At 74.4% G+C, this 15,150-nt stretch carries 12 protein-coding genes; 3 read left to right on the top strand and 9 right to left on the bottom strand.

Annotated features, from left to right (window positions below):
* Nucleotide 1 precedes the first annotated feature (1 nt).
* Together ACIP4P_RS36435 and ACIP4P_RS36430 are read right to left on the bottom strand one after the other, a co-directional pair.
* Nucleotides 2-673: a GNAT family N-acetyltransferase gene (locus ACIP4P_RS36435; RefSeq protein ID WP_400926214.1), complete on the bottom strand. Its 672-nt coding sequence runs from the start codon at nt 671-673 to the stop codon at nt 2-4.
* Nucleotides 565-2,457 carry an IucA/IucC family protein gene (locus ACIP4P_RS36430; protein WP_400926050.1) on the bottom strand — a complete coding sequence of 631 codons (1,893 nt, stop codon included), beginning with the start codon at nt 2,455-2,457 and terminating at the stop codon, nt 565-567. The genes ACIP4P_RS36435 and ACIP4P_RS36430 overlap by 109 nt, the downstream gene beginning before the upstream one ends.
* 434 nt (nt 2,458-2,891) lie before the next feature.
* On the opposite strand from ACIP4P_RS36430, the gene ACIP4P_RS36425 reads away from it, so the two are divergent.
* Nucleotides 2,892-4,091 (top strand): trypsin-like serine peptidase, encoded by a 1,200-nt coding sequence (locus tag ACIP4P_RS36425; protein ID WP_400926047.1) that lies wholly within the window; start codon nt 2,892-2,894, stop codon nt 4,089-4,091.
* A 28-nt stretch (nt 4,092-4,119) separates the two neighbouring features.
* Nucleotides 4,120-5,301 carry a hypothetical protein gene (locus ACIP4P_RS36420; protein ID WP_400926044.1) on the top strand — a complete coding sequence of 394 codons (1,182 nt, stop codon included), beginning with the start codon at nt 4,120-4,122 and terminating at the stop codon, nt 5,299-5,301.
* A gap of 41 nt (nt 5,302-5,342) precedes the next feature.
* Here ACIP4P_RS36420 and hflX read toward each other — a convergent pair whose 3' ends face one another.
* The 5 genes from hflX to miaA all read right to left on the bottom strand — a co-directional run bounded on the left by hflX (nt 5,343) and on the right by miaA (nt 12,268).
* Nucleotides 5,343-6,845, bottom strand: coding sequence for a GTPase HflX (hflX, locus tag ACIP4P_RS36415; RefSeq protein ID WP_400926041.1), 1,503 nt, complete (start codon nt 6,843-6,845; stop codon nt 5,343-5,345).
* A 126-nt stretch (nt 6,846-6,971) separates the two neighbouring features.
* On the bottom strand, nt 6,972-9,329 hold the full coding sequence (locus ACIP4P_RS36410) for an HD domain-containing protein (protein WP_400926038.1): 2,358 nt from the start codon (nt 9,327-9,329) through the stop codon (nt 6,972-6,974).
* A gap of 184 nt (nt 9,330-9,513) precedes the next feature.
* Nucleotides 9,514-10,422: a diaminopimelate epimerase gene (gene dapF, locus ACIP4P_RS36405; RefSeq protein WP_400926036.1), complete on the bottom strand. Its 909-nt coding sequence runs from the start codon at nt 10,420-10,422 to the stop codon at nt 9,514-9,516.
* A 168-nt stretch (nt 10,423-10,590) separates the two neighbouring features.
* Nucleotides 10,591-11,103, bottom strand: coding sequence for a hypothetical protein (locus ACIP4P_RS36400; RefSeq protein ID WP_400926033.1), 513 nt, complete (start codon nt 11,101-11,103; stop codon nt 10,591-10,593).
* A 229-nt stretch (nt 11,104-11,332) separates the two neighbouring features.
* On the bottom strand, nt 11,333-12,268 hold the full coding sequence (miaA, locus tag ACIP4P_RS36395) for a tRNA (adenosine(37)-N6)-dimethylallyltransferase MiaA (protein WP_400926030.1): 936 nt from the start codon (nt 12,266-12,268) through the stop codon (nt 11,333-11,335).
* 238 nt (nt 12,269-12,506) lie between these two features.
* On the opposite strand from miaA, the gene ACIP4P_RS36390 reads away from it, so the two are divergent.
* A complete protein-coding gene (locus ACIP4P_RS36390) occupies nt 12,507-12,764 on the top strand; it encodes an antitoxin (protein WP_350513661.1) in 258 nt (85 codons plus the stop codon).
* Nucleotides 12,765-12,767: 3 nt separating this feature from the next.
* Here the strand turns inward: ACIP4P_RS36390 and ACIP4P_RS36385 are convergent, their stop codons facing one another.
* Together ACIP4P_RS36385 and miaB are read right to left on the bottom strand one after the other, a co-directional pair.
* On the bottom strand, nt 12,768-13,466 hold the full coding sequence (locus ACIP4P_RS36385) for a hypothetical protein (protein WP_400926025.1): 699 nt from the start codon (nt 13,464-13,466) through the stop codon (nt 12,768-12,770).
* A gap of 131 nt (nt 13,467-13,597) precedes the next feature.
* Nucleotides 13,598-15,100 carry a tRNA (N6-isopentenyl adenosine(37)-C2)-methylthiotransferase MiaB gene (miaB, locus tag ACIP4P_RS36380; protein WP_400926022.1) on the bottom strand — a complete coding sequence of 501 codons (1,503 nt, stop codon included), beginning with the start codon at nt 15,098-15,100 and terminating at the stop codon, nt 13,598-13,600.
* Nucleotides 15,101-15,150 lie beyond the last annotated feature (50 nt).

The following is a 15,150-nucleotide window of genomic DNA, read 5'->3' as shown; positions in this document are numbered from 1 at the left end:
CCTAGGCAGGGGGTGTGTCGCGGTCGCGGACCATCAGGGCGGCGCGCTTGTCGGGCAGGTCGAGTTCGGCGGCGGCCCGGAAGCCGGCCCGTTCGAAGGCCCGGACCGAGCGCCGGTTCCGGACGTCCGGTTCGGCCACCACCCGCCGGCAGTCGGCTCTCCGGCGGAGGATCAGTTCGGCGACGGCGGCCAGCAGCGGGGCGCCCAGTCCCCGGCCGCGGCTGGTGGCCGGGCCGAGCAGCAGGTGCACGCCGGTGTCGTGCGGGCTCGCCGGGTAGTGCCCGGCGAGCGGGTCGAGGTCGGCGCGGTAGACCTCCCAGTAGCTCATCGGCGCGCCGTCGAGCAGGCCGAGGCAGGGCACGCTGCGTCCGTCGCCGTCGAGTTGGGCCCGGACGTGCCGCTCGGTGACGGCGGGCGGTCCGGCGAGCGTCCAGAACTCGTCGACCTCGGGGTCGTTCATCCACCCGGCGAGCAGGTCCAGGTCGGCGGGCAGTCGGACCGGGACGAGCCGGAACCGCCCGGCCGGGGTGGCGACTTCGCCCCACCCGGGCAGGTCGTCCAGCATCAGGCCCCCGCGAGCGGGTTGGCGATGTCCACGTACACGGACTGGGTGGCGACCGGGCCGACCAGCTCGTCCAGGCCGTTGATCCGGGTGAGCAGGTTGGCCTTGCAGGGCAGGGTGGGCGCGTCCAGCAGCAGCGCGGGCAGCGTCGAGCCGGTGGCGGCCGCGCGCGGGCCGGCCAGGAACCGGCGCAGTCCGGCCAGCAGCACCGCTTCGTCGGCCAGCCCCTGGGAGCCGAGGGCGCCGATCAGCCCGAGCACGTGGTTGATGCCGAGGTAGTAGGCGAAGTGGTGGTCGATGACCGGGTCCGGCAGGAAGGTGTCGCTGTGCTCGCCGAGTCCGGGCAGCCGGGCGGTGAGCCGTTCGGCGGCGCTCTCCCGGAAGTAGTAGCCCTGGTTGTCGCGGTAGCGGCCGCCGTTGGGCCAGCCCTCGGCGTCCAGCAGCACGATGCTGTTCTGCTGGTGCGCCTCCAGGGCGATGCCGCCCCGGCCGTCCAGCCAGAGGACGGGCAGCACCACGGCGTCCAGGTAGCGCAGGAACCATTCGGCGGCCACGGTGCGCAGTGGGCGGCCGGTGCGGGCGGCCAGCGAGCGCAGGACGTCGCCGAGCCCGGACGGCACGGTGCCGCCCGCCGGGCCGCCGTCGGCCCCGCCGGCCGAGCCCGTCCCTGCGCTCAAACCCGTCCCGGCACTCAGGCCCGGCTCCGCACCCAGACCGGTCAAGCGGCTCCCGCCCGGCTGCTCGGCGATCAGCCCGGCCACGCACAGCGCACGCTCGGTGGGCGCGAACGGCTGGACGCGCAGCACGGTGTCCAGGCCGCCCGGGTCCCCGAGGCCGGGGTGGTCGACGCCGATCCAGGCCGGGTCGCGGACGATGTCGAAGCCGGGGTGGGCGGCCCGCCACTCGGCGGCGAGCCCGCTCTCCAGCAGCCGGTGCACCTCCACGCCGCGGTGGAGTTCCTTGCGCAGGTTCTCCCGGCGGGAGTTGGTGATCCGCAGCCCGAGCGAGAGCTTGAGCATCCAGGGCGTGCCGGGCCGGTAGACGGTGCGCACCGAGGAGGTGGGGTACCAGGGCTCGCCGGCCGGGCCGAGGTCGTGCAGCAGTCCGTCGGCGAGCAGCGCGGCGACGGCGGGACGGTGGGCGAGTTCGCGGGCCTGCCAGGGGTGCAGCGGCAGGGCGGCGGTGCCGGGCGGCAGGGCGGCGTGGTCGCCGAGCAGGTCGGCGGTGATCCGGTCGGCGCTCCGGGCGACGGCGGAGTCGGCCGCGAACAGGGCGCGGTCCACGGCGTACCAGTGCACCTGGAAGGAGCCGTGCAGTTCGGGCGAGTAGGCGGCGCTCTGGGCCGGGCCGAGGCCGTCGCGGCTCTTCGGCGTGGGGTGCAGCGGGTGGCCGAGCAGCAGGGCCTGTTCGGCGGCGAGGAACCGCGAGGGCTCGGGTCCGCCGGGGTCGGCGGCGGTGCGGTGGTGGGCGAGGATCTCGGCGGTGCGCACGACCGAGTCGGCGACCCGGGCGGCGAGTTCGGCGACCTGCCCGGGGTCGGGCCGGTCGGCGGCCACGGCGGCGAGCAGGGCCGCGGCGGTGACGGCGTCCACCGGGGACTCGGCGGTACCCTGCCCGGCCGAGAGGGTGGCCGGCCCGAAGCGGTGCCAGCCGCCGGGCGACCAGTAGCGGACCGGGGCGGTGAGCCGGGCGGCGCCGCCGAGGACGTCGATCCGCAGTCGGCCGTCCGGTCCGGGGCGGGTGCCGGTCTCCCGGGCCCAGCAGCGCAACAGGGCTTCCAGGGTGGCTTGTTCGGCGGCGACGGCGGGATCTGGGTGCAGCAGCGGGTCGGGCCCGGCGGCCCGGTCCGCGGTCGGCGGCGGTACGGGCGGGGCTCCGGTGAGGGCGGTGCTCAAGGCTGCTCCTTGGTGCGCGTGGGGGTGCGGACGCGCGCTGGTTGGTGGAGGGGTTCGGCGGGCGCTCGCACCGTCGCGTCAGGTAAGGGTTACCTATCCCTGAGGGGTGATCACAAGGACGGCTCACTCGTCCGGGTGAAGATCGGGGATTGTGCACCAGCGGGCGGGGCGGCCCTGCTGTGCGAACGGGGCGGCGCCGGACGCCGACCGGAACCGGCACACCCCGAAGGGGCGTCGACGAACCGTCGAAGCGGACACCGGGGAACCGCCGGCGGACGCTCCCGCGGCGGATCCGTCCCGCATCACGGATCGGTGACCTCCGGTCAACCCCGGAACCCGGGGGGCGGCCGCCGCCGTCCTGCACGGCGATGGAAGACTCCAGGGCGGCGAGCCGCCGCACCGAAGCCCGACCGAACACAGGGGGAAGCGCACCGATGCCACCGATCCACCGGTCAGTCCTGGCCGCCGCCCTGGCCACCGGAACGCTGCTGGCCGTCAGCGCCTGCGGGCCGGACGGCTCGCCGGGCGCCGCCGACACCCCGGCCCCGCCGCCCGCGGCGAGCGTGAGCGCCTCCACCACTCCCGGCGGCGGTGTGATCGGCGGGATCACCCTGCCGTCCGGCCTGCCGACCAGCCTGCTGGAGGGCCTGCCGAAGAGCTGGGACGACCTGAAGAAGTGGAAGTACGACGACTGGGACAAGTGGGCGTCCAAGCACGTCTTCAACAACCCGGTGGTGAAGGACTTCTGGGACCCGGACAAGATGGGCGACGCCAAGCCCGCCGACCCGGCCCCGCCCACCGCCAAGCCGGCCCCGTCCACCCCGAAGCCCGCCACCGACGACGGCGTGACCGACCCGGAGCCGCCGGTGGTCAAGGCCGTCCAGGTGCCCCGCCCGTACCTCAAGCAGCCCTCCGGGAAGGTGTTCTTCTCCGCCCAGGGCGGCCGCGGCAACTGCTCGGCGACGGTGATCGCCGACCCCCAGCACCCGGGCAAGAGCAACCTGGTCTGGACGGCCGCGCACTGCGTGCACGAGGGCAAGGGCGGCGACTTCTACAAGGACCTGGTCTTCGTCCCCGCCTACAACAACTCCGGTGCCTCCAGCGGCGGCAAGAAGGCCCCGCTCTCCGAGCTGGCCCCGCTCGGCACCTGGTGGGCCGACCAGGTGGTCACCTCGCCGCAGTGGATGGTCGAGGGCGGCCCGACCGGTGACGCCGCCAACCAGTACGACTTCGCCGTGATGCGGGTGCACAACCAGAACGACACCGGCAAGTCCCTGGAGGAGACGGTGGGTTCGGCCGTCCCGGTGTGGTTCGACGCGCCCCGCGACCAGCTCAAGGTCTCGGCCGTCGGCTACCCGCTGGTCAAGCCGTTCGACGGCCAGGAGCTGTACAAGTGCGACGGCGGCAAGCCGACCCGGCTGTCCTTCGACCCCAAGCGCCCGACCATGCTGACCATCGGCTGCAACATGACCCAGGGCGCCAGCGGCGGCGGCTGGTTCGCCACCATGCCGGACGGGAAGACCGCCCTGGTCAGCAACACGTCGATCGGCACCCAGGGACACACCTCGCTGAGCGGCCCGTACCTGGAGACGGTCGCCCGACAGGCCCTGGACTGGATCTCCAGGAAGCAGTGACCGGCACCACCACGAGGGACTCCTCCGCTTGCGCACCATCAGCACCACCCGCTCCTCCAGCACCACCGGCGCCGTCGGCGCCGCTCCCCGGGGACGGCGGGCCGTCACGGCCGGCGCCGCGCTGCTCGCCGCCCTGACCCTCAGCGCGGCCGCGTGCGGGCCGGACGGCCCGGCCGCCCCGGCCAGCCCGCCCGCGGCCCTGCCGAAGGCGGCGCCGACCAGCCTGGGCGACCTGAGCGGCTGGAAGCTGGAGGACTGGGCCCGGTACGTCACCGACAGCGGTACCCCCGCCCCGGCGGCCCCGGGCTACTGGACCACCGCCCGGACGGAGGCCGCCAAGGCCCGCCCCACCCCCGAGTACGCGCTGACCGCGCCCACCCCGGCCACCGTCCAGCGGGACGCCCCGCCGGCCGCCGTCCAGGCCCGGCCGCAGCCGCACCCGTACGGCCCGGACTCCGCCCTGGTCGGCAAGCTGCTGATGACCACCGCGCAGGGCGACGCGGTCTGCTCCGGCACGGTGGTCGCCGACCCGCTCACCCCGGGCCGGAGCAACCTGGTCTACACCGCCGCGCACTGCCTGCACGACGGCAAGGGCGGCGGCTGGGTGCGGAACCTGACCTTCGTCCCCGCCTACAACCGGGACGGACAGGCGGGCAACCGGGACGGCGGGGCGGCCCGCGGCAAGCCGTACGACGACAAGCAGGCGGCCCCGTACGGCCGCTGGACGGCGGTGCGCGCGCTGGTCTCGCCGACCTGGCTGCAGGAGAGCGGCGTCGGCGCCCATGACCAGTACGACTACGGGATCGTCCGGGTGCGGCCCGAGTCCGGCTCCGGCCCGTCCCTGGAGGAGGCGGTCGGCGGTTCCGTCCCGGTCTGGTTCAACGCCCCGGCCGAGCAGATCACCTCGGCCACCGTGTTCGGCTACCCGGTCGAGCGGCCCTTCGACGGGACGGAGCTGCAGCGCTGCGACTCCCCCGCCGCACCGGGCCGGCTGTCCTTCGACCGGACCCGTCCGCCGATGTACGTGCTCGGCTGCACCATGACCGGCGGGGCGGGCGGCGGCGGCTGGTTCATCACCAAGGACGGCAAGCCCAACCTGGTCAGCGTCAGCTCGATCGGCAACCGCAACCCGGTCGGCTACCTGGCCGGGCCGTCCCTCCAGGACCAGGCGAAGCAGGCCTTCGACTACTTCGCCAAGAACGTGAAGTAGCCCCCGGACGCGAACGTCCGGGGGCTGCTTCCACCAGCCGGTCAGCCCCGCAGGGCCACCGCGAAGTACTCCAGCTCGGAGGCAAGTTCGGCCGGCACCTTGGCGTGCAGCAGCGTGCCCTCGGCGGTGTGCTCGGCGGCGAGCAGCTCGCCCTCCTTGTGCACCCGGGAGACCAGCGCGCCCTGGGTGTAGGGCACCAGGGCCCGCACCTCGACGGCCGGACGCGGCAGTTCGTCGTCGATGAGCTGCAGCAGCTCCTCGATGCCCGCGCCGGTGCGGGCCGACACCACGATGGCGTGCGGCTCGCGGCGCAGCAGGCGCTGCAACACGTGCGGGTCGGCGGCGTCCGCCTTGTTGATCACCACGATCTCGGGCACGTTCTGCGCGTCGACCGAGACGACGACCTCGCGGACGGCGGCCAGCTGGGTCTCCGGCTCGGGGTGCGAGCCGTCCACCACGTGCAGGATGAGGTCGGCGTCGGCGACCTCCTCCATGGTCGAGCGGAAGGCCTCGACCAGGTGGTGCGGCAGGTGCCGGACGAAGCCGACGGTGTCGGCCAGGGTGTAGAGCCGCCCGCTCGGGGTCTGGGCCCGGCGCACGGTCGGGTCCAGGGTGGCGAACAGCGAGTTCTCCACCAGCACGCCCGCACCGGTGAGCCGGTTGAGCAGGGAGGACTTGCCGGCGTTGGTGTACCCGGCGATGGCCACGGACGGCACCTGGTGGCGCTTGCGCTCCTGGCGCTTGGTGTCGCGGCCCTTCTTCATGTCGGCGATCTCCTTGCGGAGCTTCGCCATCTTCTCGCGGATCCGACGCCGGTCGGTCTCGATCTTGGTCTCACCGGGACCACGGGTGGCCATGCCGCCGCCCGAGGAGCCGGAGCCACCGCCACCCATCTGCCGGGACAGCGACTGACCCCAGCCGCGCAGACGCGGCAGCATGTACTGCATCTGCGCCAGCGAGACCTGTGCCTTGCCCTCCCGGGACTTGGCGTGCTGGGCGAAGATGTCCAGGATCAGGGCCGTCCGGTCGACGACCTTGACCTTGACCACGTCCTCCAGCTGGATCAGCTGGCCGGGGGTGAGCTCACCGTCGCAGACCACGGTGTCGGCGCCGGTGGAGGCGACGATGTCGCGCAGCTCCTTCGCCTTGCCGGAGCCGATGTAGGTGGCCGCGTCGGGCTTGTCGCGGCGCTGGATGACACCGTCCAGCACCTCGGAGCCGGCCGTCTCGGCGAGCGCGGCGAGCTCGGCCATCGAGTTCTCCGCCTCCTCCAGGGTGCCGTCGGTCCAGACGCCGACGAGCACCACGCGCTCCAGGCGGAGCTGGCGGTACTCGACCTCGGTGACGTCCTGGAGTTCGGTGGAGAGGCCGGCGACCCGGCGCAGGGCGGCGCGCTCACTGCGGTCGTACTGGTCGCCGTCGTAGTTGTGGCCGAGGTCCTCGTCGATGGCCGCGAGGTCCTCGTCCATGAGGGCTTCCGCCCGCAGACCGTCGAGGCGGCGCGGGGCGTCGGCGTGGTCGCGGGTGTCGAACGTGGAGGTCATTCTGTCCTTTGGTCGCTGGGCTGCTGCGGCGGGGCCCCTGCTTCCCATCCCGGGCTCCTCAGCCCTGAGAACGCCGTGGACCGGCCGTGAATTCCCCATGATGGTCGCACGCCCGGTGCGGGCGGGTCATCCCCATTTCCCCCGGAGCGCCGCCTCCGCGCCCCCTTCGCGCCCTTCCGGGCTCCCCTGCCCGCCGTCCGGACCGCCGTCCCGACCCTCCGGGCCCCCGTCCCGGTCCTCCGGACCGCCGTCCCGGTCCTCCGGACCGCCGTCCCGGCCCGCCCGGCCCCCCTCGCGGGTCCGGGCGCCCTCCGGCGCGTGCGGGCGGCTCACGTCGTACACCCCGGAGACCCGGAGCATCGCCCGCATCAGCGCGGGCAGCGCGCCCGGCTCGGGCAGCTCGACGGAGTAGGTGTGCCGGACCCGCAGCTCCTGCGGCGGCTCGACCTCGGCCGAGACGATGCCGACGCCCGCGGCGGAGATCGCCGCGGTGAGGTCGGCGAGCAGCCGGGGCCGGTTCAGCGCCTCGGCCCGCAGGGTCACCCGGTGCCCGGCGGCCGGGGCGTCCTCCGACCGCCAGCGGACCTCCAGCTCGGTCCGCCCGTCGGCGCGCAGCCGCTGCCCGGCGGGGCAGCCGGTGCGGTGCACGGCCACCGCGCCACCGCGGATCGGGTAGCCGGCCACCGCGTCCGGGGGGACGGGCGTGCAGCAGCGGGCCAGCCGCACCGGCGCCCCGGGCCGGCCGGCCACCGCGACCGGGGCGGCCCGACGCTCGCCGGCCCGGTGCGCGGCCGGGGCGGGCTGGTGGGCGGCCGGGCCGGTGCGCACCACCGGCAGCCGGGCCGGGTGGTCGGCCAGCCAGCGTTCGATGGCCAGCCGGGCGGCGGGCGTGCGGGCGTGCGCCAGCCACTCCGGGGACGGGCCGGAGGGCTGTGCCGCGCCCCCGGCCGGGAGGTTCTCGGTGAGCACCGCGAGCACGTCGCCGTCCTGGAGCGGGGTGGACAGCGCGGTGAGCCGGCCGTTGACCCGGGCGCCGATACATCGGTGGCCGGTCTCCTCGCCGAGCAGGTAGGCGGCGTCCACGCAGCTGGCCCCGGCCCTCAGCTGAAGCGTTTCACCGCTCTCCGTCACCACGGTGATCTCGCGGTCGCCGGCCAGGTCGGCGGTGAGCGCGGACCAGAAGGCGTCCGGGTCGGGGGTCTCCTGCTGCCACTCCAGCAGCCGGCTGAGCCAGCCGGGCCGGGCCGGGTCGGTGCGGTCCAGCTCGTCGGCGTCCTGGCCCGGGCCGGTCGGGGACGGGTCGCCGAGGGCGACCACCCCGGTCTCCGCCACCTCGTGCATCCGCCGGGTCCGGACCAGCACCTCGACCACCGCGCCGCCGTCCAGCGCCACCGCGGTGTGCAGCGACTGGTAGAGGTTGAACTTGGGGGCGGCGACGAAGTCCTTGAACTCCCCGGGCAACGGCGTCCAGCAGGTGTGCAGCTCGCCGAGCACCGCGTAGCAGTCGGCGTTCTCCTCGACCACCACCAGCAGCCGCCCGAAGTCGGCCGGCTGGGGTTCCTGCGGCCGCCCGTCCCGCCCCGGCGCGGCGGCCCGCTTGAGCAGCACCCGGTGCAGCGAGACGCAGTGCCGGGGCCGGACCGTCACCTCGGCGGCGACCCCGGTCTCGGCCAGCTGGCGGGCCAGCTGCCGGGCGAAGGGCTCCAGCAGGGTGTCCGGAAGGGCCTCGTGACCGGCCATCAGGCCGCGGGTGCGGGCGTGCTCCTCGGGGTGCAGGGTGGCGAAGACGATGTCCTCCAGCTCCGCCTTCAGCACCTGGATGCCGAGCCGCTCCGCCAGCGGGATCAGCACGTCCCGGGTGACCTTGGCGATCCGCACCTGGCTGGCCGGCTTCATGTGCCGGATGGTGCGCATGTTGTGCAGCCGGTCGGCGAGCTTGATCACCATCACCCGGACGTCGTCCCCGGTGGCGACCAGCATCTTGCGGAAGGTCTCGGCCTCGGCGGCGGCGCCGAAGTCGACCTTCTCCAGTTTCGTCACCCCGTCGACCAGATAGGCGACTTCGGGCCCAAACCCGGCACCCACCTGGTCCAGCGTCAACTCGGTGTCCTCGACCGTGTCGTGGAGCAGCGAGGCGACCAAGGTGGTTGTCCCGGCGCCGAGTTGGGCCAGGATCATGGTGACGGCCAGCGGGTGGGTGATGTACGGCTCGCCGCTCTTGCGCTTCTGGCCGCGGTGGCTGGCCTCGGCCAGTCGGTAGGCCCGGGCCAGCAACGCGAGGTCGGCCTGCGGATGGTGCCGCCGGTGCACCTGGACCAGCGGCTCCAGCGCGTCCGGCACCGGTTGGCGGCCGGTGGCCAGCAGGGCGGCCCGCCCGGCCCGGCCGAGGGCGGCCCGGCCCAGCTCGCCGAGCGGCCGCCTGGGCCCGGCCTGTCGCGTGCTCGTCGGCTGCCCCGCGATGGGCTGCCCGGCTGAGATGGTCATCGGCACCTCCGGCAACGGTCGCCGGGCGCTCCCCCTCCCCGTCGGGGTGATCGACCCGGTGGTCCATGCTACCGAGCAGAGCACGTTCCGCGACGCCGTGATTCCCGTCCGCGACCGGTATCACCCGATCGGGGGGATTCGTCGCCGTACGAAGTGGGCAAACCGGGCCGTCACCGCCCCGCTGCTACCGGCCGAGCGACTCCCACCAGCGCGCGTCCAGCCGGCCCTCGGCCACGATCACGGCCGGCCCGGTCATCTCCACCCGGCCGTCCGGGTGCTCGGTGATCACCAGCCGGCCGCCCAGCACGTCCACCGTGTAGGCGACCGCCGCGCCGGTGACCGCCGGGTCCACGCCGTCCCGGCGGATCGCCGCCACCGCGACGGCGCAGGCGCCGGTGCCGCAGGAGCGGGTCTCGCCGGAGCCGCGCTCGTGCACCCGCATCGCGACGTGCCGGGGGCCGCGGTCCACCACGAACTCGACGTTGACGCCCTCCGGGTAGGCGCCCGCCGGGCTGGTGAGCGGGGCGGTGTACAGGTCCCCGGCGTGGTCCAGGCTCTCCACGAAGGCCACCGCGTGCGGGTTGCCCATGTTGACGTTCAGGGCCGGCCAGCGCCGCCCGCCGACCGCGACCTCGATGCCGTCCGGTCCGGGCAGCTTCGCCCGGCCCATGTCGATGGTGACGTCTCCGGGTGTGCCGTCCGCGGCGTCCTCGGCGACCCTCGCGGTGAGCACCCCGGAGCGGGTCGCGATCGCCAGCTCACCCACCTCGGCCAGGCCCGCCTCGACCAGGAAGCGGGCGAAGACCCGCAGGCCGTTGCCGCACATCTCGGCGATGCTGCCGTCGGAGTTGCGGTAGTCCATGAACCACTCGGCCCGGTCGGCCTGGTCCGCGGCGGCCGGGTCGGCGGCCGCGCGCACCACGCGCAGCAGCCCGTCGCCACCGATGCCCGCCCGTCGGTCGCACAGCGCGGCGACGGCCTCCGGGCCGATCTCCAGCACGCCGTCCGGGTCCGGCACGATCACGAAGTCGTTCTGGGTGCCGTGCCCCTTGAAGAAGGGGAGGCCGGCCCGCTGAGGAGAGGATGCGCTCACGCCCCCGATGGTATCGACACTCGCCCGCTCGCCTCGGGGGCGCTCTCGTCCGGTGCCGACGGTCGGCGCTCCCTCGCTCCTTCGTCGCTCCCTCGCTTCTCCCTTTCGGCACCGGCGCGCCCCTTCGGCTCGGGGCGGGTCACCGAGGGTTCGGGACGGGCGCCGCGGTCAGCGGAGGTAGGCGACCCGCCAGACCGCAAGCGCGCAGGCGGCCAGCGCGATCAGGGTGTAGACCGCGATGGCCTTCCAGCCGGCCCGCTGCGCGGAGCCCCGGCGCGGCAGACCCGGCCACTTGTAGCCGGCGTGCCGGGCCGCCATCGCGCCCCAGCCGAACGAGGCCGCGGTGAACAGCAGCCCGAGCATCCCGATCATGGTGGCCCGCGCCCCGGCCGAGCCGAAGGCGAGCGGGAAGGCGAACATCAGCGAGCCGAGGGTGCCGAGCAGCGCGATCGGCAGGGTCTGCCACCAGCGGAGCCGGCGCAGCGGCCGGATCTCCCGCTCGTGCACCGCGGCGTCCGGCGGGGTGCGGGTGTCCAGCGCGGGCACCGCGGCCGCGTACGAGGTCGGCGCCTCCAGGCCGGTCAGCACGGGAAGGTCCCCCCTGGTCGACTCGTCGAACTCCTCGGCCGGTGCGGTGACGCTCCCGCTCTGGCCGGGTTCGGGGCCGGTACCCGTCGACACACGGCCTCCCCTGACAGTTCGACACGAGCGGACTCGCGGCCGGGCACGGTCGACCCGCGCGGGCCGACCCTTATGGCATCGATGATGGCATGTCCAGAGGGGACGTTCGGGGCCTGACCGGGGTCCTCGGGTGATCCGTGGCCATCACGTGATCGGGCCGTGACCCCCGGTGTGTCCTGCACGGTCACCTGCGCGCGCAGGTGCACCGCCGAATTGGCCGGAACAGGACCTATGCGGCCGGAACTCCCTGACGTTCGATCAGTTCGAGGGACCGGTCCAGCAGCTCGACCGGGTCGGTGCCGGCCGGTCGGGAGAGCCAGTGGATGCGGTCGTCCCGGCGGAACCAGGACTCCTGGCGGCGGGCGAAGCGCTTGGTGGCCCGGACGGTCTCGGCCCGGGCCTCGTCCTCGGTGCACCCGCCGGCGAAGTGGTCGAGCACCTGCTGGTAGCCGAGCGCCCGGGAGGCGGTCAGGCCGTCCCGCAGGCCGACCCGCTCCAGCTCCCGCACCTCGTCCAGCAGCCCGTCCCGCCACATCCGGTCGACCCGCAGGGTGATCCGCTCGTCCAGCTCGGGGCGGGGCACCGCGACGCCGATCTGCACCGCGTCGTACACCGCGGTGTTGCTCGGCAGGTTGGCCGTGAACGGCTGCCCGGTGATCTCGATGACCTCCAGGGCGCGGACGATCCGCCGGCCGTTGGAGGTCAGGATCGCCTCGGCGGCCGCCGGGTCCAGCTCGGCCAGCCGCCGGTGCAGCGCGTACGGGCCGGCCTGGTCCAGCTCGGCCTCCAGCCGGGCGCGCACCGCCGGGTCGGTGCCGGGGAACTCCATCTCGTCGATCGCGGCCCGGACGTACAGCCCGGAGCCGCCGACCAGGACGGCGCTGCGCCCGGCCGCGAGCAGCCGGTCGATCTCGGCCCGGGCCAGCCGCTGGTACTCGGCGACGCTGGCGGCCTCGGTGACGTCCCAGACGTCCAGCAGGTGGTGCGGCACTCCCCCGCGCTCGGCGGTGGTCAGCTTCGCGGTGCCGATGTCCATGCCCCGGTACAGCTGCATCGAGTCGGTGTTGATCACCTCGCCGTCGAGGCTGCGGGCGATGGCGACGGCCAGGTCGGACTTTCCGGCGGCGGTCGCGCCGACGATGCTGATCACACGGGAGCTGCTCACCGCTCCAGTCTCCCAAACCGTCGCCGTTGCCGGGGCCGCCGCCGGGGCCGCGGCCGCGGGCACCGCCGTCGTCCGACCGGGGCGGCCAACCTGGCCGGGCTGCCCCGCGGCCCGGACTGCGCGAGGATATGACTGTTTCCCGGACTGCCTCCGGCCCGTTCCGCACCCGACCCGGTTTTTGCGAACGCTTTACCCGTCCCGTGCGTTGTGCAGGAGACAGGGAACGAAGGAGATCACCATGGGCCTGATGGACAACCTCAAGGGCAAGGCCGAGGAGCTCAAGGAGAAGGCCAGCGAGCTCGCGGGCAAGCACAACGACCAGATCGACCAGATCGTGGACAAGGCCGGCGGCGCGATCGACAAGGCGACCAAGGGCAAGTACAGCGACAAGATCGAGCACGGCACGGGCAAGGCCAAGGACGCGGTGGGCGACTTCGCCCACAAGCCGAAGCCGACGGACGAGGAGGACGGGACCCCCCGGCCCCCGCAGTCCTGAGGCTCAGCTCCAGGACGCCACGAAGTACCCGACCCCGTACGGCGCGTCCTGGTACCCCAGCCGCGCGGTCAGGCCGGCGCCCTCGGCGGCACCCGCCAGCACCTGCCAGGGCGCCCGGCCCTCCGCCTTGAGCTCGGCGGCCAGCGCCGGGTCCAGTGCGGCCAGCGCGGGCAGGTCGGCCGTGCCCAGGGCGGCCGCCAGGGCCGCGTCGTAGCCCTCGGCCCGCTCGTCCAGGTAGCCGGGCGCCTTCAGCGAACGGCAGGCGCTGCCGTCGCCGAGGACCAGCAGGGCGACCCGGTCGGCGAGACCGGCCAGGCCCTGGCCGAGCCCGAGCATCCGGTCGGCGGGGGCGTCCGCGGGCACCGCACAGGCGTGCGTCGGCAGGGCCACCCCGGCGCGCTCCAGCAGCCAGGCGCCGACGGTGAGCGAGGGCGCCAGCTCCGGCCCCTCGACCCGCCCGCCGGGCAGCTTGGCGACCAGCGGCACCCCGTAGCGGTGGAAGGAGCCGGCCCCGCCCTCGGTCCACACCTCGGCGTCCGGCCCGGTACCGACCACCACGACCAGCTCGGGCCCGGCCGCGACCAGCGCCGCCAGCGCCTGGTCGCAGGCGGCGCGCAGCCCGTCCAGCTCGGGCGCGGCCCCGGCGGCGACCTCGGGGACGAGCAGCGGCGGACAGGGGCACACGGCGGCGGCTACCAGCATGTCGATCACTCTAGCCGGGAAGCAGAACGGCCCGGCGGGACCGGCGTGGGCGCGGAAGCCCCCACTGGGAAGCGGAACGGCCCGGCAGGAGCTCGCAAGCTCCCACCGGGCCGCCCGTCAGGCCACGCGGGTCAGTCGCCGCAGCAGGCGCCGCCCGCCGGGGCGGCCAGCGGCAGCTGGGCCGGGGCACCGATGCCCGGCAGGCCGAGCATGACGCCGACCGGCTTGTCGGCGGGCTTGGCCTGGCGCTTCTCCCAGGCGTCGCCGGCCCGGGTGCGGCGCACCCCGAGGGCGGGGCCCTCGGCCAGCAGGTGGTGCGGGGCGGCGTAGGTGATCTCGACGGTCACCACGTCGCCGGGGCGCACCGGCTCCTCGGGCTTGGTGAAGTGCACCAGCCGGTTGTCCGGGGCGCGACCGGAGAGCCGCTGGGTCCGGTCGTCCTTCTTGCCCTCGCCCTCGGCGACCAGGATCTCCAGGGTGCGGCCGACCTGCTTCTTGTTCTCGTCCCAGGAGATCTCCTCCTGGAGCGCGATCAGCCGGTCGTAGCGGGCCTGGACGACCTCCTTCGGCACCTGGTCCGCCATCTCCGCGGCGGGGGTGCCGGGGCGCTTGGAGTACTGGAAGGTGAAGGCGTTGGTGAAGCGGGCCTCGCGGACGACGTGCATCGTCTCCTCGAAGTCCTCCTCGGTCTCGCCGGGGAAGCCCACGATGATGTCGGTGGAGATGGCCGCGTCGGGCATCGCCTCCCGGACCTTGCGGATGATCCCGAGGAAGCGGTCCTGCCGGTAGGAGCGGCGCATCGCCTTGAGGACGCGGTCCGAGCCGGACTGCAGCGGCATGTGCAGCTGGTGCATCACGCTCGGGGTCTCGGCCATCGCGGCGATCACGTCGTCGGTGAAGTCGCGCGGGTGCGGCGAGGTGAAGCGGATCCGCTCCAGGCCGTCGATCTGGCCGGCGGCGCGCAGCAGCTTGGAGAAGGCCTCGCGGTCGCCCAGGTCGGAGCCGTAGGCGTTGACGTTCTGGCCGAGCAGGGTCACCTCGATGACGCCCTCGTCGACCAGCGCCTCGATCTCGGCGAGGACGTCGCCGGGGCGGCGGTCCTCCTCCTTGCCGCGCAGCGCCGGGACGATGCAGAAGGTGCAGGTGTTGTTGCAGCCGACCGAGATGGCGACCCAGGCGGCGTACGCGGACTCGCGGCGGGTGGGCAGCGTGGAGGGGAAGGTCTCCAGCGACTCCAGGATCTCGACCTGGGCCTTGCGCTCGACCGCGGCCCGCTCCAGCAGGGCCGGCAGGTGCCCGATGTTGTGGGTGCCGAACACCACGTCGACCCAGGGGGCGCGCTTGACGATGGACTCGCGGTCCTTCTGGGCCAGGCAGCCGCCGACGGCGATCTGCATGCCCTGGTGGCGGCTCTTGACCGGCGCGAGCTGCCCGAGGTTGCCGTACAGCTTGTTGTCGGCGTTCTCGCGCACCGCGCAGGTGTTGAACACCACCAGGTCCGGGTCGCCCTCCGACCCGGCCTTGACGTAGCCCGCGTCCTCCAGCAGGCCGGACAGCCGCTCGGAGTCGTGGACGTTCATCTGACAGCCGTGCGTGACGACCTTGTAGCTCTTCAATCCGCTCTCACCGCTCACCAGACCAGGGTACGGGCAGCCGCGAGCGGGTTTTTCCGGATCTTCACCGA

It is taken from the genome of Kitasatospora sp. NPDC089509 (assembly GCF_044749365.1).
Lineage (GTDB): Bacteria > Actinomycetota > Actinomycetes > Streptomycetales > Streptomycetaceae > Kitasatospora.
The sequence above is the reverse complement of the archived record's forward strand: the minus strand, read 5'-3'. Positions and strand labels throughout refer to the sequence as shown.

Bases quoted from the DNA above. Each gene is read 5' to 3' on its own strand.
- ACIP4P_RS36425 (WP_400926047.1), top strand. From the start codon at position 2,892: ATGCCACCGATCCACCGGTCAGTCCTGGCCGCCGCCCTGGCCACCGGA.
- hflX (WP_400926041.1), bottom strand. From the start codon at position 6,845: ATGACCTCCACGTTCGACACCCGCGACCACGCCGACGCCCCGCGCCGC.
- ACIP4P_RS36410 (WP_400926038.1), bottom strand. From the start codon at position 9,329: ATGACCATCTCAGCCGGGCAGCCCATCGCGGGGCAGCCGACGAGCACG.
- ACIP4P_RS36390 (WP_350513661.1), top strand. From the start codon at position 12,507: ATGGGCCTGATGGACAACCTCAAGGGCAAGGCCGAGGAGCTCAAGGAG.
- ACIP4P_RS36385 (WP_400926025.1), bottom strand. From the start codon at position 13,466: ATGCTGGTAGCCGCCGCCGTGTGCCCCTGTCCGCCGCTGCTCGTCCCC.